The organism is Kangiella shandongensis (assembly GCF_020005365.1).
GTDB lineage: Bacteria > Pseudomonadota > Gammaproteobacteria > Enterobacterales > Kangiellaceae > Kangiella > Kangiella shandongensis.
In genome coordinates, this window is record NZ_JACNML010000009.1 from 1 (window position 1) to 23,621 (window position 23,621).

The window sequence follows — 23,621 nt, forward strand, 5'->3', positions numbered from 1 at the left end:
ACTCGCAGCATCTCGTTTAAACTCCGGACTGAATGACCGACGTTGTCTTCTTCTTACCATTGAACACCTCTTTGTTAAGGGTAATACTACCACTTAAAAGAGTGTTCGGGTTTAGTCTGCCACTACAGTTTCTTCCAGCCAAACAAGTGAAGCAAACTTTTATAAGGAAATCCTGAATTACCTCAACTTCAACAACAATAGACGAAATCATAGAGGGTCAGTTGCAAATAACAGAGCTCGAATCGCTGATTTTCTTTCGGCGAGAGCACAAGAAGTAGGGGAGTCACGTGTAATGCTATTTATTGATGAAGCTGAAAATCTGTCCCACAATCAACTTAGTTGGCTAATCTCCATTCAGAATCAGATTAAACATAATCACGTCAAATTGATGACCATTCTAGTAGGAACAAATGAGCTTAAGGATAAAAAGGAGTCTTTAAAGAAACTAGGCCAAAGGCAAATTACTAGGAGATTTATGACTATGGAGTATAGATTTCCGGGGCTTTCAGTTCCGAGTGATATCAATAGCTTGTTGTCAGCAATCGATAATACAAAAATAAAGATCAACAATAAGGAACAAAGCTTGGTTTCATATTTTATTCCGGCTGCAACAAAGGGCTCCTTTAAAATAAGAGAATACTCAAAGGAAGTATATGAATTATTAATAGGTAGCATTAATCACGATTCCTATAACCATGGAAACCAAAGATTAATTAAAGAACTGCCTATGGAACAGGTAATGGGCTATATTATACATTTACTTGATGTAGCATCAGAAAACGATAATACAAACCTTACGCTTTCTAAAGAACTGCTATCCGACTGCTTAGTCCCACCAATATCGCACGCCATCAACGAGTTTGTGTTTTCTATTAATACTTAAAAGAATTTATCTTTCTTTTCTGGTAACTTCTAACTCTGTAGACAGTCGGATGAATACAACTATTTTTCTATAAAAAATGCGCAATACAAGTATTTATCTATAAAATAAGTGCATTTGCATATTTTTTAGAAAAGTGGTTGTTTTTTAGAAAAGTACTTGCAGGATTTTCGGAGAAGTACTTGTCTGTACATTTACTTAAAAAGATTAAAGTAATTTTGTTAAACACCCATATGTCTCTGTGGCCATTACTTTGGCTCAACAATTAATTTAACATAATATAAGTTATGCGAATATGTGAATGTAAAGTGTCAAACGTTATCAGGTGAACGTAATTACGAGAAAAGTGATAAAAAGAAACATCGCACAGAGCGTTTTTATGGGCATTTCTCCAGAAGCTTTTCTTTGCCGGATAATGTTGATGAAAAGTCAATTAAAGCCGAGCATAAGAACGGTATGCTTTACCTGCATTTGATGAAGGCACCACAAGAAATAACTAAGTCTGTTGATATTAATATTTCTTAGTAATATAGGGCTGACGACAAGCATGTACTCATGCTTGTCTTCTTTTTGTTCCAGCCTGATTTTAACCGTCTTTATATGACAGTTTGTTGTATATTGTCGCGATCAACCAAACGGTAATTCCGCCACATACTGCCCATGCGAGCATGCCAACGAATATGCCAGAAAATGTTAAGTGCCATCCCATGCCCATATCAGCTATGTTGCTATGCATCATATCAGCGAATATCCCCATACTGGTTGTAGGTAATAACCAGATAAAGACGACACACAGAATCCAGATTATAGCTAACCCAATAGCCGTAGCGACTCCAAGGCGTAGCGCATCAATTTTCATAATAGCCTCCCTTGCATTTATTCACACTTACCATGTTACACCCTTTCCTTAAAAATGGTTTGATGCAGGTCATTTTGTGAACAACTATTTTTGACTTACATCAACATTTGCAACCTATTCTATGTTATACCTATAGATATCATATTGTTATCCATATCATTTCAAATTAAAGGAGATGAGGTTATGAGTAATGATAAACAGAAAAAAGAAGCTGAAGAGCTTTTTGAATATATCAAAGGACAACGCGATGATCTCAGAGTACAGGCGCATTTGGCGAAGTTAGAGTTAAAAGATAAATGGAAAGAAACCGAGGATAAATGGCACCATTTTGCTGCCAAGTTTCACTCTCTAAGTCGAGGTACTGACAAGGCGACCGATGATGTTGCCGAGGGTTTTAAACACCTTGGTGAAGAACTCAAACACGCTTATAATGACTTAAAGCAAAGCGTTAAGTCTAAAGACTCAACCGATTGATATATAACAATTAATTTAATTTCAGGAAAGTGCCATGGAGCAGCCTGAGACCACCCTGCCCTTAGCCCATCGTCTGGGCATAGACACAGGACATGAGCCTGTGATTTTCCTCCGTAGGGAATCACCGGTAGCTCGTTCCGAGGGCTTCGAGTCTATGTCTCGTATAGCCGTCGAGGTTAATGACAAACGAATCTTGGCGACTTTAATGATCGTTTATAGCGACTTATTAGAGCCCGGTCATGCCGGATTATCGGAAAAAGCATGGCGTGCATTAAAAGTTAAGCCTGGTGAGCGATTAAAACTCAGCCATGCCCCTCCAATCAGCTCCCTTTCCTATATCCGTGCCAAAGCATTTGGCCATAAGCTGAACCGTAAACAGTTTCATAGCATTATTAAGGATATTGTCGACGGCTATTATATGAATGTGCATCTGGCGGCTTTTATTACTGCCTGTGCTAACAGTAATCTCAATGCCGATGAAATTATTTATCTGACCGAAGCGATGGTTAATACGGGGCAAAAGCTCGAATGGGAGGCCGAGACGGTTATAGACAAACACTGTATCGGCGGGTTACCAGGGAATCGCACCTCCCCTATCATTGTCGCAATTCTGGCGGCTAATGGCCTAACAATCCCCAAAACTTCGTCAAGAGCCATCACATCACCCGCTGGCACCGCTGACGTGATGGAAACCATGACTAACGTCGACTTTACGTTCGAGTCGCTTAAAAAAATTGTCAAAGAGACTGGAGGCTGTTTAGCGTGGGGAGGTTCTGTCAGCTTAAGCCCCGCCGACGATATTTTGATCACTGTTGAAAAAGCGTTAGATATCGACTTTGAGGGACAGTTAATCGCTTCTATTCTGTCAAAGAAAATTGCAGCTGGTTCACAACAAGTTCTGATTGACATCCCCGTTGGTAAAACAGCCAAGGTAAGAAGTCGTGCCGCTGCGGAAGCTCTATCAAAACAACTCATCTATACTGGAAGCCAGCTCGGTATTAAAGTTAATGTCGTTCTCACCGACGGTTCTCAACCTGTCGGCAATGGTATCGGGCCCGCATTAGAAGCTCAGGACGTGTTAGCGGTATTAAAAAATGATAGCCATGCCCCCGCTGATCTGCGAGAAAGAGCCGTCACGCTTTCTGCAAAACTTTTAGAGTTGACAGAAAAGTCTCCCCCCGGACAAGGATACAAGTTATCCTTAGACACACTGACTTCTGGCTTGGCCTGGGATAAGTTCAGACAAATCTGTGAATTACAGGGCGGGTTCACTGAACCCAAAACTTCGTGCTGTACCTACACTATTACAACACCTCGCCGTGTGCTTGTGGAAGAGTTTGATAACCGGCAACTGGCACGGTTAGCGAAGCTTGCTGGAGCGCCAGCGGATAAAACCGCAGGAGTATTTTTACATGCAAAGGTCGGTGATACAGTCAGTGAGGATGGTGCTTTAATGACAATTCACGCCGAAGCTCCCGGAGAACTGGATTACGCCATAAACTTCTATAAAGATAACATGAGCATGCTGAAGCTTAAGGAGCTCAAATGAAGCCGATACTTTTTGATTTATCCTATAATCTAAACTTATCAGCTCAGGTGAGACAAAAGCTTGACGCTGAACTGGGTTCGCTTACGCTCCGTAATTTTCCAGATGGTGAGTCGAGTATCAAGGTCATGGAAGACTGCGAGGACCGCGAGGTGATTGTTATGGCGGACCTGTCCCACCCCAATGAAAAAGTACTTCCGCTCTTATTACTGACACGAATACTCCGGGAGCGAAAAGCAAAAGAAATCAATTTAATTGCCCCCTACCTCCCATACATGCGACAGGATGCGCAGTTTACATCCGGCGAGTCGCAACTGGCCAGGCATTTTGCAGAGCTGCTGTCTGCTCATTTTGATAAAGTGATTACGGTAGAACCCCATCTACACCGTATTCTTCGGCTGGATACTATTTTTTCGATACCGACAGAAACGGTGCATAGCACGATTCCAATCGCCGAGTGGGTCAAAAATCATGTGAAAAACCCTCTATTTATTGGGCCTGACATGGAAAGTTCACAATGGGTCTCGCCTCTTGCCAGACAGTTACAACAACCCTTTTTAGTCGCCGAGAAAAGTCGTAAAGGCGATCAGGATGTCAGTATCATAATCAAAGGATTAGATCACTGTCAGGGACATACCCCAGTGGTCATCGACGACATCATTTCGACAGGTTATACCATGGTGGGTATTGGTCAACGACTGAAAGACGAAGGCTTTAATGAAAGCATCTGTATCGCCACTCACGCCATTTTCTCCGGTGATGCTTATATGCGTTTATCAAAGAATTATTTCGATAAAGTTATCACAACCAATACAGTCCCACATATTTCTAACCAAATTGATGTTTCCGAAGAAATATATCGGGGTTATGCCGCCTGTGGTACAGACAAGCAATATGGCGCAGGTTTATGAATGCAGGGACCCAGATAGACTCAATCAAAAAGCTTGCAACACTGAGTAATGAAAAATTACTCAGTACGCTGGGCTCTGATGTGTCACAAGGCCTGAATGATCACGATATAGAGCAAAGGCAAGCACAATACGGTGCCAATAGCGTTATAAAATATCACCGCACTTCCCTATTGCGCATCATTTTAAATCAGTTTACCAACCCTATCGCCTGGTTATTGCTGGTAGCGGTACTTATTTCTCTTGTTTTCCAAGACTATCTAGAAATGTACGCGATTTTGGCTGTGTTATTTATCAATGCGGCCATTGGGGCTATTACCGAGCTGAAAGCGCTTGATTCGATGGAAGCATTAAGGAGCATGAGCGAAGCTCAGGCACTTGTTTTACGGCAGGGAAAGCGGATCACCATAAACTCATCCGAGTTAGTTCCTGGTGATATTGTTTTGTTAGCCGCCGGAGATCTGGTAACCGCAGATATGTGTTTACTCGAGTCAAATAAATTACAGGTCGATGAGTCTGCATTAACCGGTGAGTCGTTGCCCATTTCTAAGAATAACACCCCCACACATTATATCGAAGACATACAAAATCCCAGGCTATTATATAAAGGTACAGCTGTGCTGAGAGGTACTGGTGTCGCTGTCGTTGCCAATACTGGCGCTCATACCGAACTGGGAAGGATCAGCATACTGATTGCAGAAGCGACGCCGGAGCGCTCGCCGCTGGAGAATAGAATTCAGCATTTAAGCGGACAGCTGATCAAGCTAACGCTGGGCCTGATCCTTGCCATTACTATTTTAGGACTGATTAAAGCAGAATCTTATCTTGAGCTCATTAAAACCAGTATCGCGCTAGCTGTTGCAGCGATCCCCGAAGGGATGCTTATTGTAACAACATTGGTGCTGGCACGTTCGATGCTAAAGCTCGCTAAGAAGAATGTGCTGATCGAAAGGTTATCAGCCATTGAGACGCTGGGCTCAACGACCCTGATCATGACTGATAAGACCGGAACCTTAACTGAAAACAAAATGTTAGTCACCGAACTGTTAACGAACCTAACTGAAAGAGCCCACCTGAATGAGTTACAACAACCCATAGATCCAGCGGTAGCTTCCCTGGTTGACGTTGCAGTGCTTTGCAACAATACCAACCGGGATGAGTTAAAAGGCGATCCTATCGAGATTGCCTTAATAAAAATGGCACAGCAAATTGCTCCGGAACAGCTACAGAAACTGAATCAGTATGAGAAAGTTGCGGAGCAACCCTTTGATCCAGATGTCCGGTACATGATTACCTGCCATTCACTACCTTCTTCGTCGCAATTTCAAGTATCAATCAAGGGAGCTCCCGAGAGCATTATTGAGCATTGTCATTATTACCTTGATGGCTCTAACAAGGTCGCATTAAGCCCAGACCTGAAAAGCCAGTGGCTAAGCAGTATAAATCAGATGGCAGAGTCGGGGTTAAGGGTTCTGGCGTTAGCTTATCGTGTGAGTGATACCTCTTCAGTAGCGGTGGATGGCAACTTCTGCCTTATCGGTATCGTCGGTATGGAAGATCCTTTACGAGAAACCGTGCCAGAGGCTATTCAGCAGTGTCACGATGCGGGTATCCGAATTGTCATGGTGACCGGAGACAACGGGTTAACCGCCAGTAAAATTGCCAAAAAAATCAACCTCGGGGAACAAGGTGACAATACGACACTAACGGGCGTTGAGCTCGAGGAAATCGTAAAACATCAGTCGAAAGAAAGCGATGAAAAGCTGTATCAGGTCGATATCTTCTCGCGCGTTAGTCCTAAACAAAAATATGATCTGGCCGAATTCTATCAGGAAAGAGAGCACATCGTGGCAATGACAGGTGACGGGGTCAATGATGGGCCTGCCCTTAAGAATGCAGACATTGGTATAGCCATGGGTATTCGAGGCACTGAAGTCGCCAAACAGGCTGCGGATATGGTGCTGCTGGATGATTCCTTCCCTGCTATAGCAGAGGCGGTTTCCCAGGGCCGTACCGTTTTCAACAATATCAGGAAGTTTGTCCTCTATTTGCTATCGTGTAATTTAAGCGAAATTTTGGTGGTTTCTTTAGCGGTCCTGTCCGGTTTTCCGATCCCGCTACTGCCACTACAAATCCTCTTCTTAAACCTGGTCACAGATGTCTTTCCCGCCCTGGCTTTAGGAACCTGCAAAGGTGAAGAAGATGTGATGAAACAACCGCCTCGTGATCCTGCAGAGACTATTATTGAGAAAGAACACTGGTTACAGATAGTCACCTACGCCGTGCTATTGTCCATCATCGTCTTTTCAGCTTTCCTGGTAGATTTATATTATTTTGAGTCGTCTTCGGATCACGCTGTGACGATAGCCTTCCTCACGCTGGCTATCTCGCAACTGTTACACGTTTTTAATATGCGCGAGGAGAAAAAAAGAGTTTGGAAGAATGAGATTACTCGAAACCTCTATATCTGGATTGCCCTTGCGATATGCTCCCTTCTCTTATTGTTTGCCGTGCATATTCCTCTGCTTTCTAAGGTTTTGAATATCGTGCCTATGGGCTGGAGCTCCTGGCTTCTGGTCTTCGGCTTTAGTTTCCTAACCGTTCCGTTGTTTAATATCATCCACCTTTGGCCGATTATTCGACGACGTTAGGAGCCTTATCACCAAATTTATTAAAGTTCTGAACATTTAGCAGGGTTGTATAGGCGATATTATCGATGGAATCGTTGGTATAAAATGCAATATGAGGTGTGATAACCACATTATCCATCTGCTTGAAACGATTGAACATGGCATCATCTACTGACTTAGCATGATCCTTAAAGAACAGGTTCTTTTCGTATTCATAAACGTCCAAACCAGCATAACGCACCTTGTTTGTATCGAGAGCATCGATTAGATCTGTGGTTCGAATCACAGGCCCACGAGCGGTATTGATAATCGTAACCCCTTGCTTCATCTTTTCAATAGTTTCTTTATTAATCAAGTGGTTAGTTGTTTCATTTAAAGGACAGTGTAAACTAATGACATCCGCTTGTTGCCATATTTCATTTAAGCTAACCCATTCTAGCAACTCGGGTTTAGATTCGCTAACAGCTGGATCATAACCAATCACCCGGCAGCCGAAACCTTTCATGATCGATGCATAGGCGCTGCCAATATCCCCTACTCCTATAACGCCTATGGTTTTATCGTAGACACTTTCTCCCAGATTTCCATTGAGCGCGAATTGACTATTGATTAGCCGTTTTTGTAATAAAAACATTTTCCGATATAAGCATAGCAGTAATGTTACAGCGTGTTCGGCAACTGACTGAGGTGAATAGCCTGGTACGTTCATAACCGTCATCCCCAGTTCTTTTGCTGCAGTGATATCGACATGATCATATCCCGTCGAGCGTAACAGTATCAGTTTTACTCCTTGCGCTCGAATAAACGATAAGAGAGCTTTATCTAACGGGTTATTAGCAAAAATACTGATCGCAGAGGCTGACGCCAGTTGTGAAACATGTTCCTCTGTTAATGCGCTATCAACAAACGACAGCTCAAAATTAAAAGACTCTTTATTCTTTTGTCGGTAGATCGGCTTCTCAAAATCCTGCACACCAAACAGAACGAGCTTCATGACAACACTTCCTTATATGCTTACTGAGATGATCTTCTGTTTAGTGTTATTGAACAACCCGTAAAAGGCAATGCTTATCCGAGCAATCATTGATACCGATCAAAAAACAGACAGCAAAATAAAACGATAGTGTTATATTATTAGATAAGGAAAACAGAGGGTATTCCTATTAATGCTTAACTTGGACTGGCTCCTATTACTTTCTGGTGTTGGGATATTTCTTTGGGGAATGTCCATGGTTGAAGCTAGTCTGACAAAACTCGCCTCTGGAAAGCTGCACTACTATATCGGAACCTGGACCAATACTACTCTGTCCGCGGTAATCACTGGAGCGCTGTGCACAGCATTAATCCAAAGTAGTTCCTTATTAACTCTTATCGTACTCGCCCTGGCGAGTTCGAAACTGCTGAACCTGAAACAGGCTGTTGGCGTTATTTTTGGCGCCAATTTAGGTACCACAGCTACAGGCTGGCTGGTTACCTTACTGGGATTTAAGATCAGTCTCGGTGATATAGCCATTTATATTATCGGCGTATCGGCCTTAGCTCGCTTATTTTTCAGAAACAGAAGCCAATATGGCCTGACGCTTTCTTTAATTATTAGCATTGGTTTAATTCTATTCAGTCTGGACTTAATTAAAAACTCAACTTTAGGTCTCAGCGAAACGATTGATATCAATGCAAGCGGTACGGCTGTACCTTTTGCCTTTTTTATAACAGGTATCGCTTTGGCAACCCTGTTCCAATCAAGCTCGGCAGTCATGATTATGACGTTAAGCGCCGCCAACGCCGGGCTCATTAATCTGGAAAGTGCTATTTCGGTCGTGATTGGCGCTGATCTGGGTACAACCAGTACCGCAGCACTGGGCAGCATCAATGGCGCAAAGATTAAAAAACAACTCGCGCTTACTCACTTCAGTTTTAATTTTGTTATTGCTTTTATTGGTTTATTTGTGCTGTTACCTCAGGTTAATAACGTTTTAGACTGGCTCAACTGGCATGATCCGCTACTGCCTATCGTTACGTTCCATAGCCTGAATAACGCCCTGGGTACCCTTCTATTCTCTCTATCGATAAAACCATTTGTTGCATTTGTATCCAAAAGGTTCGGTGAGCAGCGTAATACTATCGAATCTCGCTTTTCATTAATTCCTTTAGATGCCCCGGCGGTCGCATTAAAACAGCTCAGCGATGAAGGGAAACATTTTCTTCTTGCAGTGGCCAAGTTTAATCAGCGCGGCTTAAAACAAAACCGTAACTATGCCAGCGAGTATTTGCAGTTAAAGAAAACCGAAGGCGTTTTTATTGATACCTGTCAGAAGCTATCGAAGCAGGTGATTAATGATCAGCAAACTAATGATATTTACAGCCTGCTATCAGCCATAAGAGACGGAACCTACTCGGCTAAGGCGTTAAAAGATATAGCGCCGGACTTAGAGGTTATGGACATACAAAACCAACTAAATAAAACCAATATTGTTCCACTCTTTACATTAACCAAAGCATTTTATGATGAGCAACAGGTTCATCTCGGCATTAACGCTGACGACAGCTCACAGGATATGCAGGAAACGGCAGAAGAGTTTTATCATACATTCAGGTCGACTCAGGAAACCCTCTTCAGCTCGGAGGTGTCACAAGATTTGCCAATTGAACAAGTTTCAACCTTGTTGAACATTAATAAACAGCTATATACGTCATCTAAATACTTTATTAGTGCACTAAATAGTATTAACCTTGTTGTTAAGGAGAGTTCTCATGAAAATTAACATCCATGGGGCTGCGGAAGAAGTTACAGGCTCATGTTCAGAAATATCAGTCGGCCATAACAAGTTTTTGGTTGACTGTGGGTTAATTCAAGGCTCTTGGAAACATGAAAAAAGGAATGCCGAACCGTTCCCTTTTGAGCCCGCCGATATTGATGCCTTAATTTTGACCCACGCCCATATCGATCACAGCGGTCGTCTACCTTTGCTTGTTAAATCAGGTTTTTCAGGACCAATCTACTGTCATAAGGCTAATCGAGAGTTACTTGAAATTCTATTATTGGATAGCGCTTATCTACAAGAAAAAGAAGCCGAATGGAATAACCGAAAACGATTGCGCAAAGGCTTACCCGAAATAGAGCCACTTTATACTCGCGCTGATGTGCCAGCAGTTTTAGAGCAACTACATTTAGTCGAATACAAAGAAAAGCTCCAGCTGTCGAAGGATACGGCATTCCGCTTAAGAAATGCCGGGCATATATTAGGCTCTTCCCATTTAGAGTTTTATGCGAATGAACAAGGCAAAGAAAAAACGGTCGTCTTTAGTGGTGATATCGGCAACCCTGGCGCTCCAATCCAGCAGGATCCAGACATTGATGGTCAGCCGGATCTGGTCATTATGGAGTCAACCTACGGCAATCGTAACCATATCTCGTGGGAAGAGTCGGAACAAGAATTGAAAGAGTCTATCGAACATGCTGCCCGAGACGGCGGTAATGTGCTGATACCGGCCTTCGCTGTAGGGCGTACGCAGACCATACTTCACTACTTTGCAAAGTACTTCCGCGAGTGGCACCTGGATCAGTGGGATATCTTCCTTGATAGTCCTATGGCCATAAAGGTAACCGAAGCTTATGAAGGCTACAGCTATCTCTATAAAGAAACAACACAACCCTTCTGGTCAAAAGGAGCATTATGCCGTCATATCCCAAATCTGCATTTTACCGCAGATACCAACGAGTCGATGGCTCTTAACTCGATAAAGAGTGGCGCCATTATCATTGCCGGAAGTGGCATGATGACGGGTGGGCGAATAAAACACCACATGAAACATAACTTATGGCGCAGCCAGTGCGACTTAATCATTACAGGTTTCCAGCCGGAAGGAACGGTAGGAAGAAGAATTGTTGATGGCTCCCCTTTTATTAAGCTTTGGGGAGAATCTATCCGAGTCGCCGCATCCGTTCACACTATAGGAGGGCTCTCAGCACACGCCGGTCAACGTGATCTGCTTCACTGGTATCAAAAATTCAGTAACAGCCCGCCAGTTATTTTGAACCATGGTTCAGCATCGACCATAGAAGAATTTAAAGATTTTTTACAACAGCATACATCCGGCGATATAACTATTGCGAAAAAAGGCCAAACATTCAACTTATGACGCCGGTGTTATGACTTTTCGGCCTAACCGTATGGTTCCATTGATCTTTTATCATGGCATATCACGGCTATATTATTTACAATCCACGGCTTTTTTATAGCCTGAGTTCGAGCGCTTGATTTGATTTACATCTCTCGCTCGGTATAGTGGTAACTGAAAATAGGAGTTGAGGGATTTTATATGTGTAACAATTGGACGAAAATATCTCTGGCAGTATTGTGTGGTTTACTTGCTGCTCCAACGACCTCGTTTGCAGAAGAGGATGAAACCGATATCAAGCTAGGCGGCGCCGTTCGCCTAAACTATGGCTGGAAAGATTATACAGATGATAGCGACGGTCAGTTTGACTTTGAGCTATTTGCTGTAGACGTTGACATCACTAAAGGTAAGTGGTTCGTTGACTCACAGTTTCGTTTTTATCAGTCTTTTAATGCCGTGCATCACGCTGAAGTTGGCTATAATTTTGATGAGTCGGATCGTGTTGCAGTCGGCGTATCTCAAGTACCTTTCGGCATCAGCCCCTACTCTTCCCATGGCTTCTGGTTCGGCGGAACTTATTACCTGGGGTTTGAGGATGACTACGATACCGGTGCGAAGTGGACACATAAAGCCGGCGACTGGACTTTCGACACGGCTTACTTTTTCAACAGCGAATACGACGATTCGGCCCGTTATGGCAGATATTCGTTTGACGTTGCCAGTATAGATGGTCGAGACAACAAAGAAGACGGCCATGCTAACTTTAGAGCGCAATATCAGTGGGGCGACCATGTAATAGGCGCTTCGGTTCAGGGCGGCAAATTCCGCAACCGTACCACTGGTGAAAAAGGCGAGCATGCAGCTGCCGCTGTTCATTTTGATGGGCGCTATGATACCTGGAACATTCAACTACAGCATATCTATTATTACTTTGAAGATGCACCAGAACTTCAAACAGCAGACAACAGAATTGCGATGTCAGCATTCGATTTCCCGTTTGAAATTGCTGCTGAAGCAAATGTCACAAGTTTCAATGTTGCAAAAACCTTCAAGGTTGGTAATGAGTTCGTAGATAAGGTGGTTTGCTACAATGACTTTACTTATACAGCAACTAAAAATGAGCCCGGTCTAACGGACTCAATCCAGAATGTTACTGGTTGTACCTTAATTAAAAATGGACTCTATACTTACATTGACTGGATTGCCGGTAAAAATATGTGGTTTGCGGGCGGCCCAGGTATTGGCGTCTATAATGGACCAGAAAAGTGGCGTTCACGCTTGAATATTAATATTGGCTATTACTTTTAATCTAAAGGGGGATACATGAGTGACTCTGATAAAGAGCATAATGAAACACAAAATCCACTCCATGAAAAATATGATACAGAACACGAAATAGGCGAAGATAACGTCGAATTGCTGGGTATGGATTTACATAACCCAGTATTTTTCACCTCCTCTTTTTTCGTTATTTTCTTTGTCATTTTAACGTTAATATTCCCGAAGGAATCGAGTGATTATTACGAGGCAGCAAAAGACTGGTCAATAGCAAACTTTGACTGGTTATTTATGATAAGCGGCAATGTTTTTGTTCTATTCTGCTTATTTTTACTTGTTTCTCCTTACGGAAAAATACGAATCGGTGGCAAAGACGCCAAACCCGACTTCAGTATCCTTTCATGGTTTGCCATGCTGTTTGCTGCAGGCATGGGAATTGGCTTGATGTTCTGGAGCGTGGCAGAGCCTGTCGGTTACTTTACTGACTGGGCAGGAACACCGTTTAATGTCCCACCACTAACCGAAGAAGGTAGGGATTTAGCCATGGGAGCGACCATGTTTCACTGGGGGCTACACCCATGGGCTATCTATGCGGTCGTCGCTTTGTCGCTCGCATTTTTTGCTTATAACTGTAATTTACCTCTAACCATACGCTCAAGCTTCTACCCTTTGTTTGGAGAGCGCGTTTGGGGAGTAACAGGCAATATTATCGATACCGTAGCTGTTTTAGCGACCATCTTTGGTTTAGCAACTTCACTGGGTTTCGGTGCCCAGCAAGCGGCTTCCGGTTTGCACTTCTTATTCGATGTGCCGAATACCATTACTACCCAGCTGGCGATCATCTTCGGTGTTACGATGGTGGCAATCTTTTCGGTCGTTCGAGGCCTTGAAGGCGGCGTTAAAATTCTCAGTAACATCAATATGTCGCTTGCTGGGATTCTAATGATTTTCGTTATTATTGCTGGCTCAACCACCCTGATACTTAACGGTATTGGTAGTACGCTAGTAACTTATGTCGAACACATTATACCGCTCAGTAACTGGGTTGGACGTGAAGATACAGACTTTTATAGTGGCTGGACGATTTTCTATTGGGCCTGGTGGATTTCCTGGTCGCCTTTTGTCGGCATGTTTATCGCCCGTGTTTCAAAAGGACGTACCGTCAGACAGTTCATTGGCGCAGTTCTGGTTATCCCAACGCTACTAACAGTCGTTTGGATGTCAACCTTTGGTACCATGGGTTTAGAGCAGGTTCAGAATGGCATTGGTGAGTTAGCCAATGGTATTACTGACAAATCCCTTGCCCTATTCCAGATGCTGGAGAACTTGCCACTAGGCTTTGTTACCTCCTTTATCGCCATTGTGTTAGTTCTGGTCTTTTTCATCACCTCTTCTGACTCCGGCTCTCTGGTCATCGACAGTATTACCGCCGGTGGTAAGATTGATGCACCAGTAACACAACGTGTATTCTGGGCAGTGATGGAAGGTGTTATTGCCGCAGTTCTACTATATGGAGGTGGAGAGCAAGCCTTAGGTGCGTTACAGGCAGCAGCCATTACTGTAGGGCTACCCTTCTCACTTGTCCTATTGCTGATGTGTGTCAGCTTATTCCTGGGACTTAGAGCAGCCTACAATTTGAACTACAAAAATAAATAAACACCCACAAAAAAGCCCCTGTCCCAGGGGCTTTTTCTTATATTTCAATCAATTCTATTATTGGATGCAGGCGTACTTTATATCCAGATAATCACTAACCCCATACTTCGAACCCTCTCGCCCCATACCAGACTCTTTGACACCTCCAAATGGCGCCATTTCATTGGACAACATACCGGTATTGAGCCCAATCATGCCATACTCCAGGTTCTGGATTAATCGTTGAATTCTTTGTCGGTCTTCAGTATAAGCGTAAGCAGCCAATCCTGCCAGGGTTTGGTTGGCCGCCGCGATGACCTCCTCTTCATCACTGAAAGAAATCAACGCAATGACTGGGCCAAAAATCTCTTCACAAGCGATATCCATATCGGCGTTAACATTGGATAACACTGTCGGCTCAACAATGTTCTCAAACTCTTTACTCATATGTCCACCAGCCAGTATTTCGGCACCAGCCTCGGTAGAACTCTTTATTAACCTCAATACCTTGTCGATGCCATTTTGGTTAATCAGGGGCGTTATCTGAACCCCATCCGAAAGGCCATTACCAAGCGTCAATTCCGACACTTTTTTTCCAATGGTTTTAATAAACTCCTGATACAAGTTTTCATGTACAAAGATACGATTTGCACACACACAAGTCTGTCCAGAGTTCCTGAATTTGCTGGCCATTAATCCATCAACCGCCGCATCAATATCCGCATCATCGAAAACAATAAACGGTGCATTGCCTCCCAGTTCCATAGTTACCTTTTGCACATTATCGGCTGATTGGGCTATCAGTTTTTTACCCACGGCTGTTGAACCAGTAAACGAAATTTTTCTTACCGTTGGGCTTGAGGTTAAGGCCTTGCCAACCTCACTGGAGTTTGTCGTTGGGACAAGGTTAATAACGCCTTTCGGTATACCTGCCTGATCCGCTAATTCAGCCATTGCCAAAGCCGACAGAGGTGTTTCGGCAGCAGGTTTTATAACGACAGTACACCCAGCCGCCAGCGCTGGCGCTACTTTTCGGGCAATCATGGCCTGGGGGAAATTCCAGGGAGTGATAATCCCCACAACCCCGACAGGGAGCTTATGGATTTGTATTTGTTTATTACCATCGGGGGAAGGCAGCAAGTCACCGTTGATCCTTAATGCTTCTTCCGCAAACCACTTGATGTAGGAAGCACCATAGATGATTTCATTTTTGGCCTCCTGTAATGGTTTACCTTGCTCAATGGTCAAGATTTCAGCCAAATCGTCCACATTGTCGATAATCAGCTGATACCAGGTAAGTAACAGATTGGATCGATCTTTAGCGGTCGTTTTACCCCATGTTTTAAAAGCATCTGAGGCGGCGGCAATAGCTTGCTCGGTATGCTCTGGACCACAGTTCGCAACTTTTGCGATGACTCCATTATCAAAGGGATTATCTACTTCAAAAGTACTATCTGTAGAGATCCACTGACCGTTAATAAACGCTTGTTCTTTCAATAATTGTTTATTCATATCCATAAAAAAAGATGGCTCTATAGTAAGAGCCATCTTAACGAACAAAACCATTTTTTCAAAAGAACAGTTGGTAATATTTGTATTTCTTTACACCTACATTCGCTCCAATGTTTCGATTCCTAGCAGCTCAAGCCCTATTTCCATTTGAGCCAGGCAGATTGATGACAGTTTCAACAAGCTGGCACGCTTAAGCTCATCCGGCTCTTTGAGAATATGTTGTTTTTGATAAAAGGAGCTGAAGTCCTGTGCCAAATTATACAAGTGCTCGCATAAGAAATGTGGAGCTCGCTTTTCAATCGTCTTATCCAGCGCCCCATTAAACTCAAGCAGTTTAAAGGTTAACGCTTTTTCATTATCCGATGTCGGTAATAACTCGCCTGGCTGAGCGTTAATATCAGCAGCCTTACGTAGAATTGATTTAATACGAGCCACCTGCATCAATAAGTAAGGTCCGGTCTTACCTTCAAATTCGCTGAACTTCTCCAAGTCAAAAATGTAGTCTTTGATACGGAAATTACGTAAGTCAGCGAACTTTAACGTCGAGATAGCAACTTTATGAGCAATGTCTTCTTTTTCGGCCTCTTCAAAGTCGACACCAAAATTTGACTCAGCCAGCTTTTTACGAGCTTCGTCTTTAGCCATTTGAATTAAGTCATGCAGTTTCATGACTCCACCACTACGGGTTTTAAATGGCTTACCATCTTTACCATTCACCGTCCCGAAGTACGTATGCTCATAAACCGTGCTCTGCTCCATTCCCATAAGATCGGCAGCGGCAAAAACCTGTTTAAAGTGCTGTTGCTGACGCCCATCAACTACGTAGAGAACAATATTAGCTTTATCATCATGAACACGCTCATACAGCGTCGCCAAATCCGTTGTGCCATACATCACGGCGCCATCTGACTTTCTTAAGATCAGCGGTGGCATCAACTTCTCACCTTCCTCATCAAGGAAAGGTACGATTAACGCCCCCTGATCTTTTATCGAAATATTTTTCTCTTCCAGCTCAGCCAGTACTTTCGGAATAAATGGATCGGCATCACTTTCACCTTTCCATAAATCAAACGTCACGCCGAGCTCGCCATAATCACGTTTTAAAGTAGCAATCGACACTTCAACGAAATGCTTCCATAAGGCACGGTAGCCTTCTCGGCCATTCTGTAGCTCTAAAGTCGCCTGACGGGCTTTTTCTGCCGCTGCATCATCGCTTTTGCATAACCCTGATTCTTCAGGATAGATCGTCTCGAGATCCTGAATCGTGACTGGCGATTCTTCCGGGTAAGGACCCGTATAGTTTTCATCAAAATAAGGCAGATCAGGCTGGCGTTTTTTCAGCCCTTCAATGAGCATGCCCATTTGAGTCCCCCAATCCCCTAAATGCGCGTCAGAAACCACATTGTAGCCCTTAAAACGGAAGATACGCTGTAAGGCGTCGCCGATGATCGCCGTACGTAAGTGCCCCACGTGCATGGACTTAGCCACGTTAGGCCCACCGAAGTCGATCATAACCTTGGTATCAGATAAATCTTCTGCACAACCGAATGTGTGATCATTACTGAATGACTTTAACTTTGTAGCGAGATAATCCGAATGGAGGAAAACATTAATAAAACCCGGACGAACGATTTCTACGTTTTTGATTATGTCGTTATCAGGTAAGGCTGCAACTACTTTCTCGGCAGTAACAAACGGGTTGCCAGCCCCTTGCTTGGCAGCCGCCATAGCACCGTTACATTGAAAATCACCCAACTCTGGACGCGAGCAGCGCACAGTCGCGCCAAAATCAAAAGATAAATCGTTTGCTTCGAATGCTTGACCAAATAGTTGGCTTAAATCGTGTTCAATGGTGGTTAACATGGCTTAACTTCTTAATGTCTATAAAAATTGAGAGTAAAAAACTGCCGGCATTATACTAAAATCCTGGTCTTAATTGCTATGCCAGTAACAATTAATCACGGCTTTACTGATTAATGCTAGAAAGAGGAACCGGGTTGCTGTAAAAACTTCTGTTCTTCGGTGGTTGAGCGGCGGCCCAACGCTTTATTTCGATGGGGGTAGCGGCCAAAACGGTCGATAATCTCTTTATGTTTAAGCTCGAAATCGTAGCCGTAGTCCTTATCCAGCTGAGCATATAGCTTGACGGCTTCCTGATGGATCTTTTTCGACTCACTGTGCATGAAAGGTAAATACAAAAACTGCTGTTCCTGCTGAGATAGCTGTTGATTAAAACCTTTCTCAATAGCGACTTGAGCCAGAGTTAAGGCATGTGCATCCTGTGCAAAAGCTTTTGCCGAATCACGGTAAATATTACGTGAGAACTGGTCCAGGACGATAACTTCTGCCAGACTGTCTTTAGCCGTACTGCGCCACTCAAAAAGCTCTCCGAGAGACGCTTGACGATGTAATTGCCCAAAGCGCTCCTTGATACTTTGATCCAGAGACTCACTTTTAGTCCACCAATCTTTAGGACTTAATTCTTCAAACCAAAAAGACAATACCTCTTTAGGATTCATCAAGCTGCCCTCTTATCTCTTCCAGTAAATTGTTGCTTGCCAGTTCTATCATATTCAATACGTTGGCGAACCCGTCCGCTCCACCATAATATGGATCTGGCACTTCATCTATCTCCAAATCTGGAGCATAATCACGAATAAATAACTTCAACTTATCATTATATCGTGTTGTTTTTAAAAGAGATAAGTTATGGTAATTTTCGAGGTCCATGGCAATAATAAGATCAAAGTCCACAAAGTCTTTTGCTTCGGCTTGGCGGGCCCGAATATAGGACAGATCGTAACCGGCTTTACGCGCCTCGCGCTGTGATCGGCTATCAGGTGACTCACCAATATGAAATGCACTGGTGCCAGCGGAGTCCACCCTAATTTGTTGCTCAAGCCCCGCTTGATTAACCTTATGCTGAAACACACCCTCAGCGGTTGGTGAGCGACAAATATTCCCCAAACACACAAAAAGAACCGAAAACTGATGCATTCTTTAGACCTCTATAACTGGTGCTTTCTATAGTACGTATTGGCAGCGTCAAGATCTTCAGGGGTATCAACGCCTAATCCAGGTACCTCCTGCGCTGCTTCTACGTGTATGTGGTATCCATTAGCAAGAACTCTTAGCTGCTCCAGTGATTCCAGCTTCTCAATATCAGCCGGCTTCATTTGCACATACTGCTTTAAAAACCCAGCGCGGTAGGCATAAATACCAATGTGTCGCTGACAACCCTCCAAAGCTGCCACTTTGTTCTCTTCGAAGCTTCCTCTTTGCCAAGGGATCGGGGCCCTTGAAAAATAGAGTGCTTTACCGTTATCTGCCGTAACAACCTTAACAACGTTGGAATTAAAAACTTCTGACTCGCCGGTGATTGGAGTACTTAAAGTCGACATAACACAATCTTTATGCTCACCGAGGTTTTGTGCCACCTGGCTGATATTTTCCGGTGAAATAAAAGGCTCATCTCCTTGCACATTGACCACGATATCATCGTCATCCAGCCCCTCTTTTTCACAGACTTCAGCTAAGCGGTCACTTCCCGAAGCATGATCGGCTCGAGTCATACAGGCGTAGCCACCGAAGTCAGTTATCACCTGCTCTATCCGCTTATCGTCAGTCGCCACAATCACCTTGTCAGCTCCCGACAAAAGTGCTCTGTCGTAGACATGTTGCACCATCGGCTTATCACCGATCAACGATAGAGGCTTACCCGGTAAGCGAGTTGAAGCATAGCGAGCCGGGATAACGACAATGAACCGTGCCTTAGGCATATTTATCCAGCTCCTCAGCGGCCACCTTACGCGCCTCGTCTTCAAGCATAACAGGAATGTCATCACGAATCGGGTAAGCCAACTTATCAAAGCGGCAAATCAGTTCCTGTTCATCTTTATCGTAGAGCAGCTCGCCTTTACATAAAGGGCAAACCAGCACATCAATTAACTTATGATCCATAGTCTTTCTCGTTTATCGTAGCAGCTGCAGTAATTTTTGCTGTACTGCTTCTGCACATGAGTCGTTTAATACTGTATTTACAGGCAGATAATACATTCTATTATCTGCAAATGGATAACATTTTACCGCATCTTTCTCGGTCATCAGAATGGGACCTTGCATCCCCTCGAAATCGCTAAGCGAAAACTTATGATGATCGGGAAAGCTATGCGCCTCGACGCTATAGCCTTCTGCCTTAAGCGTATCAAAAAAACGTTTGGGATTACCAATGGCAGCAACGGCATAAACGCTGTGCTTCTGTATTTTCTCCTGATGTGCCAACGGCTTCACTGGCTGGGGATCTAGCACCATATCCTGACCATTGGTAATGATTATATCAACGTCATTCAGTCTCGATTTAGGTTCTCTTAACGGCCCCATGGGCATAAGCCAGCCATTGCCCAAGCCACGCCCCCCATCGACCACAGCAATTTCTAAGTCGCGTTGTAACGCGTAATGCTGTAGTCCATCATCGCACAAAATGATATCACAGCCGAGTTCAACCAGTTTGTGCGCACCGCGGCTACGAACAGGATCAACGACAACGGTCGCCCGGGTTCGTTGATAAATAAGAAAAGGCTCGTCGCCACACAATGCAGCGCTCGTTTCATCGAGCACTAATAATGGGAAAGAGTCACAGCTTCCACCGTAACCGCGTGTAACCAGGCCCGGCTTATAGCCTTTGGCCATGAGCCATTCGATAAGGTAGATAGATAAAGGTGTTTTACCGGTGCCACCGACATTGATATTTCCGATAACAACCACCGGCTTATCAACTTTGGTCGACTTAAAAAGCTCTACACGGTAAAAAGAGCGCCTTAGCCACACAACGAATCGCAATAGCAACTGCAACGGTAGGAAGAGCCACAGCCACCAGACAGTTGGTCGATACCACAAACGCTCAAAAAATCGTTGGCTTGCGGAAACGGCCATCTGCTCTACTCGCTGAACTGCATCTGTTGTAGGCGGGTATATTCTCCATCAAGAGCCATCAGCTCTTGGTGAGAACCAGCCTCAACGATACGGCCTTCTTTTACCACCAGAATCTTATCCGCATTCTCAATCGTCGATAAACGATGAGCAACGACGATGGTGGTTCGGCCGATCATTAGTGCTTCCAGTGCCTTCTGAATATGGCGCTCAGACTCGGTATCCAGAGCAGAAGTAGCTTCATCAAGAATGAGAATAGGCGCATCCTTGAGCATGGCGCGTGCGATAGCAATACGCTGACGCTGGCCTCCGGATAGCATTAAACCATTATCACCCACTTCGGTATCCAGCTGGTATGGTAGCTGTTCGATAAACTCCCACGCATGGGCATCTTTAGCCGCTTTGATGATTTCTTCATCTGTCGCATCGTCCAGTCTACCGTAAGCAATGTTATGGCGAATGGTATTGTTGAACAACACCACATTTTGCGAAACAGTGGCAATCTGTTGCCTAAGCGACGACAGCGTCAAATCTTCAATTAAAATATCATCAACAAAAATCTTGCCATGCTCTGGGTTGTAAAAGCGCTGTATTAAACTGGCAATAGTGCTTTTACCACTGCCCGAACGTCCAACCAATGCGATCGTTTGCCCTGGCTCAGCCACAAAGCTAATATCGTTAAGAATGGCTTTTTCAGAGTCATATGAGAAGCCGACTTTGTCAAAAGTGATCTTGCCGTCGGCTCGCTCTATAACCTGCTTTCCTTCATCAGGTTCATCTGGAAGATCAAGGATTTCAAAAACACTCTGTGCGCCAGCAATTCCCCGTTGTAAATGTGTGTTGACGTTACTGATATCACGCATTGGTTTGAGAATAATGCCCATCATGGTGATAAACGTCACTAACTCACCGCTACTCATGCGCCCTTCGAGAAACTCCAAACTGCCGAAATACATAATCGCAGCAAAACCAAAACCAGCAACGATTTGAATAACAGGCGAAGCAATACCTTTGGTCGCAATCAACTTCATTTCCTGCTGGCGGTTGCGGTTAGCTTTATTATTAAAGTTTTTAATCTCACGCTGACTACCACCGAAAACTTTAATGACCTGATTACCTTTAATGGTCTCTTCCGCGGTCTTAGTCACGTCCCCCACCACGTTTTGAATATTGCCACTTACTTTCTTTAGGCGCTTGGCACTGACATTAATGATCCAAGCAATAACAGGAACCACAATGAATAAAAATAAAGTCAGTCGCCAGCTAATGAAGGTCAGGTAAATCAAAACAAAAAGGATGGTGCCCCCGGTTCTCAAAGCCAGAGTGATGGCATCGGAGCTGGCTATGGCAACCTGCTCGGTATTAAATGTCATGGTCGACAATAAGTTACCGGGAGCTCTTTCAGAAAAAAACTTAGCCGGTTGGCGGATATATTTTGCGTAAAGGCTCTCGCGTAAGTCTTGGACCACTTTTCTTCCAACCCAACCCATACAGTAGGTAGAAATAAAGTTGAAAATGCCTCTTAAAAAGATCGCACCAAGAATAAATGATGGCGTGACGACCAACAGAAAATGGCGATCACCTTTTTTTAAACCATCATCTATAAGGTATTGAATGGCATTAACGAATGACGTTTCGACTAAGGCAAAAGATACATTAGCAAGAACACCTATCAAAAATACCCATTTGTATCTCTTGGTATATCCTAATAAGCGTTTATAAATTGTAGAGTTTTTTTCAACTTTCTTTTCAGACATTCAATGGCTTCAAACACTAGTTATTGTCAGAGTCAGGCTTTTGCGTTGGCAGCGTCAGATTGTTAAACCCGGCCTGACCCGCTGCATCCATAACCGTAATCACGGACTGGTAAGGTGCAGCTGCATCTGCGCTGATTATAACAGGTGTTTGAGTATCTGTGGACGATTCTTTTATGGCTTGTTTAATGGTATCAACGTTACGATTCACCAGCCCTTTTCCATTAATATAAACTTCACCAGCCTTGGTTATACGCACGTCAATGGCGCTGGGTTTAGAGTCCATCATTTCGCCGCTGGCTTCCGGTAACTCCAAACTGACTTTGGTTTCTTTTTTGAAACTGGTCGACACCATGAAGAAGATCAGCAATAAGAACACCACATCAATCAGCGGCGTCAGGTTTATCTGGATGTCTTCTTTTTTCTTCTTTAACCACATAATCAGTGCTGCACCGAATTAATTGGAGGTGAAAATTTCACGCTCACCGTGAAGCACTTCAACCATTTTTAACGCTTCCTGCTCCATATCTGTCACCAGCTCCTCGACACGACGGATAAAGTGACGGTGCAGCACTAACGTTGGGATAGCGACAGCCATACCAGCAGCAGTAGTAACCAATGCTTCTGAAATACCTCCAGCTAATGCATCGGCATTGCCAACACCTTCAATTCGCATCACGGTAAAGACTTTGATCATACCAATTACGGTTCCCAGCAAACCCAGCAAAGGCGCAACCAAGGCGATCGAGCCAAGCATGTTCAGATAACGTTCAAGCCTTACCACAACAGCTCTCCCCGCTTCGTTGATGCTGGCTTTCATGGCTTCACGGCCATGCTGATGATTAAGCAGGCCGGCGGTTAAAACTTCACCCAGTTCAGAGCTGTTCTTCAGATCTCGCATCTTGGTCTTATCGAACTGTCCCTGCTTAATCCAGGTCCAAACCTGAGCCACCAGGTGTTTAGGCAAAATACGTTCGCGCTTTAACGCCCAGAAGCGCTCGACAATGATACCCATCGCGATTAATGAGCATATTGCGATTGGGATCATGGTCCAGCCACCAGCTTTAAAAAGGTCAAACAGTGTGCCTGTTGAAGTT

The 23,621-nt window shown here is 43.9% G+C and carries 21 protein-coding genes and 1 pseudogene; 10 read left to right on the forward strand and 12 right to left on the reverse strand.

The window, feature by feature from the left end; all coding sequences use genetic code 11:
- Positions 1 to 145 precede the first annotated feature (145 nt).
- A pseudogene (locus tag H7708_RS10350) lies at positions 146 to 883 on the forward strand (ATP-binding protein); the annotation flags it as partial.
- A gap of 294 nt (positions 884 to 1,177) precedes the next feature.
- Positions 1,178 to 1,405 (forward strand): Hsp20/alpha crystallin family protein, encoded by a 228-nt coding sequence (locus H7708_RS10355; protein WP_223670709.1) that lies wholly within the window; start codon positions 1,178 to 1,180, stop codon positions 1,403 to 1,405.
- 61 nt (positions 1,406 to 1,466) lie between these two features.
- Here H7708_RS10355 and H7708_RS10360 read toward each other — a convergent pair whose 3' ends face one another.
- On the reverse strand, positions 1,467 to 1,739 hold the full coding sequence (locus tag H7708_RS10360) for a DUF5676 family membrane protein (RefSeq protein WP_223670710.1): 273 nt from the start codon (positions 1,737 to 1,739) through the stop codon (positions 1,467 to 1,469).
- A gap of 183 nt (positions 1,740 to 1,922) precedes the next feature.
- On the opposite strand from H7708_RS10360, the gene H7708_RS10365 reads away from it, so the two are divergent.
- From H7708_RS10365 to H7708_RS10380, 4 genes are read left to right on the forward strand one after another with little or no spacing between them, the layout of a single operon-like run.
- Positions 1,923 to 2,213, forward strand: a complete 291-nt coding sequence (locus tag H7708_RS10365) for a hypothetical protein (protein ID WP_223670711.1) — start codon at positions 1,923 to 1,925, stop codon at positions 2,211 to 2,213.
- Positions 2,214 to 2,247: 34 nt separating this feature from the next.
- Positions 2,248 to 3,762, forward strand: coding sequence for a thymidine phosphorylase family protein (locus tag H7708_RS10370; RefSeq protein ID WP_223670712.1), 1,515 nt, complete (start codon positions 2,248 to 2,250; stop codon positions 3,760 to 3,762).
- Complete coding sequence (locus tag H7708_RS10375; RefSeq protein ID WP_223670713.1) at positions 3,759 to 4,670, forward strand: ribose-phosphate diphosphokinase; 912 nt, start codon at positions 3,759 to 3,761, stop codon at positions 4,668 to 4,670. The genes H7708_RS10370 and H7708_RS10375 overlap by 4 nt, the downstream gene beginning before the upstream one ends.
- Positions 4,667 to 7,318, forward strand: coding sequence for a cation-translocating P-type ATPase (locus H7708_RS10380; RefSeq protein ID WP_223670714.1), 2,652 nt, complete (start codon positions 4,667 to 4,669; stop codon positions 7,316 to 7,318). Before H7708_RS10375 ends, H7708_RS10380 begins: the two co-directional genes overlap by 4 nt.
- Here the strand turns inward: H7708_RS10380 and H7708_RS10385 are convergent.
- Entirely contained in the window at positions 7,302 to 8,291 is a 990-nt protein-coding gene (locus H7708_RS10385) for an NAD(P)-dependent oxidoreductase (protein WP_223670715.1), read from the reverse strand. The two genes, H7708_RS10380 and H7708_RS10385, sit on opposite strands and share 17 nt — an antisense overlap.
- Positions 8,292 to 8,463: 172 nt before the next feature.
- Between H7708_RS10385 and H7708_RS10390 the strand changes: the two genes are divergently transcribed.
- From H7708_RS10390 to H7708_RS10405, 4 genes are all read left to right on the forward strand, one after another.
- Positions 8,464 to 10,059 (forward strand): Na/Pi cotransporter family protein, encoded by a 1,596-nt coding sequence (locus H7708_RS10390; protein WP_223670716.1) that lies wholly within the window; start codon positions 8,464 to 8,466, stop codon positions 10,057 to 10,059.
- On the forward strand, positions 10,049 to 11,437 hold the full coding sequence (locus H7708_RS10395; RefSeq protein ID WP_223670717.1) for an MBL fold metallo-hydrolase RNA specificity domain-containing protein: 1,389 nt from the start codon (positions 10,049 to 10,051) through the stop codon (positions 11,435 to 11,437). Before H7708_RS10390 ends, H7708_RS10395 begins: the two co-directional genes overlap by 11 nt.
- Before the next feature lie 180 nt (positions 11,438 to 11,617).
- On the forward strand, positions 11,618 to 12,724 hold the full coding sequence (locus H7708_RS10400; protein ID WP_223670718.1) for a hypothetical protein: 1,107 nt from the start codon (positions 11,618 to 11,620) through the stop codon (positions 12,722 to 12,724).
- A gap of 15 nt (positions 12,725 to 12,739) precedes the next feature.
- Positions 12,740 to 14,350, forward strand: a complete 1,611-nt coding sequence (locus H7708_RS10405; RefSeq protein WP_223670719.1) for a BCCT family transporter — start codon at positions 12,740 to 12,742, stop codon at positions 14,348 to 14,350.
- A 57-nt stretch (positions 14,351 to 14,407) separates the two neighbouring features.
- Here H7708_RS10405 and H7708_RS10410 read toward each other — a convergent pair whose 3' ends face one another.
- The 10 genes from H7708_RS10410 to H7708_RS10455 form a co-directional block, all read right to left on the reverse strand.
- Positions 14,408 to 15,841 (reverse strand): NAD-dependent succinate-semialdehyde dehydrogenase, encoded by a 1,434-nt coding sequence (locus H7708_RS10410; RefSeq protein WP_223670720.1) that lies wholly within the window; start codon positions 15,839 to 15,841, stop codon positions 14,408 to 14,410.
- A gap of 96 nt (positions 15,842 to 15,937) precedes the next feature.
- Positions 15,938 to 17,704, reverse strand: a complete 1,767-nt coding sequence (argS, locus tag H7708_RS10415) for an arginine--tRNA ligase (protein ID WP_223670721.1) — start codon at positions 17,702 to 17,704, stop codon at positions 15,938 to 15,940.
- Between the two features lie 116 nt (positions 17,705 to 17,820).
- The gene (locus tag H7708_RS10420) at positions 17,821 to 18,360 is read right to left on the reverse strand and encodes a DUF924 family protein (RefSeq protein WP_223670722.1); all 540 of its coding nucleotides are present in this window, start codon (positions 18,358 to 18,360) and stop codon (positions 17,821 to 17,823) included.
- Positions 18,350 to 18,838 (reverse strand): low molecular weight protein-tyrosine-phosphatase, encoded by a 489-nt coding sequence (locus tag H7708_RS10425; RefSeq protein WP_223670723.1) that lies wholly within the window; start codon positions 18,836 to 18,838, stop codon positions 18,350 to 18,352. The genes H7708_RS10420 and H7708_RS10425 overlap by 11 nt, the downstream gene beginning before the upstream one ends.
- Positions 18,839 to 18,849: 11 nt before the next feature.
- Complete coding sequence (gene kdsB, locus H7708_RS10430; protein ID WP_223670724.1) at positions 18,850 to 19,620, reverse strand: 3-deoxy-manno-octulosonate cytidylyltransferase; 771 nt, start codon at positions 19,618 to 19,620, stop codon at positions 18,850 to 18,852.
- A complete protein-coding gene (locus H7708_RS10435; RefSeq protein ID WP_223670725.1) occupies positions 19,613 to 19,801 on the reverse strand; it encodes a Trm112 family protein in 189 nt (62 codons plus the stop codon). The genes kdsB and H7708_RS10435 overlap by 8 nt, the downstream gene beginning before the upstream one ends.
- 12 nt (positions 19,802 to 19,813) lie before the next feature.
- Positions 19,814 to 20,773 (reverse strand): tetraacyldisaccharide 4'-kinase, encoded by a 960-nt coding sequence (gene lpxK, locus H7708_RS10440; protein WP_223670726.1) that lies wholly within the window; start codon positions 20,771 to 20,773, stop codon positions 19,814 to 19,816.
- A 5-nt stretch (positions 20,774 to 20,778) separates the two neighbouring features.
- Positions 20,779 to 22,527: a lipid A export permease/ATP-binding protein MsbA gene (msbA, locus tag H7708_RS10445; protein WP_223670727.1), complete on the reverse strand. Its 1,749-nt coding sequence runs from the start codon at positions 22,525 to 22,527 to the stop codon at positions 20,779 to 20,781.
- 16 nt (positions 22,528 to 22,543) lie between these two features.
- Positions 22,544 to 22,963: an ExbD/TolR family protein gene (locus H7708_RS10450; protein WP_223670728.1), complete on the reverse strand. Its 420-nt coding sequence runs from the start codon at positions 22,961 to 22,963 to the stop codon at positions 22,544 to 22,546.
- Positions 22,964 to 22,981: 18 nt separating this feature from the next.
- Positions 22,982 to 23,605, reverse strand: coding sequence for a MotA/TolQ/ExbB proton channel family protein (locus H7708_RS10455; protein WP_223670829.1), 624 nt, complete (start codon positions 23,603 to 23,605; stop codon positions 22,982 to 22,984).
- Between the last annotated feature and the right edge of the window lie 16 nt (positions 23,606 to 23,621).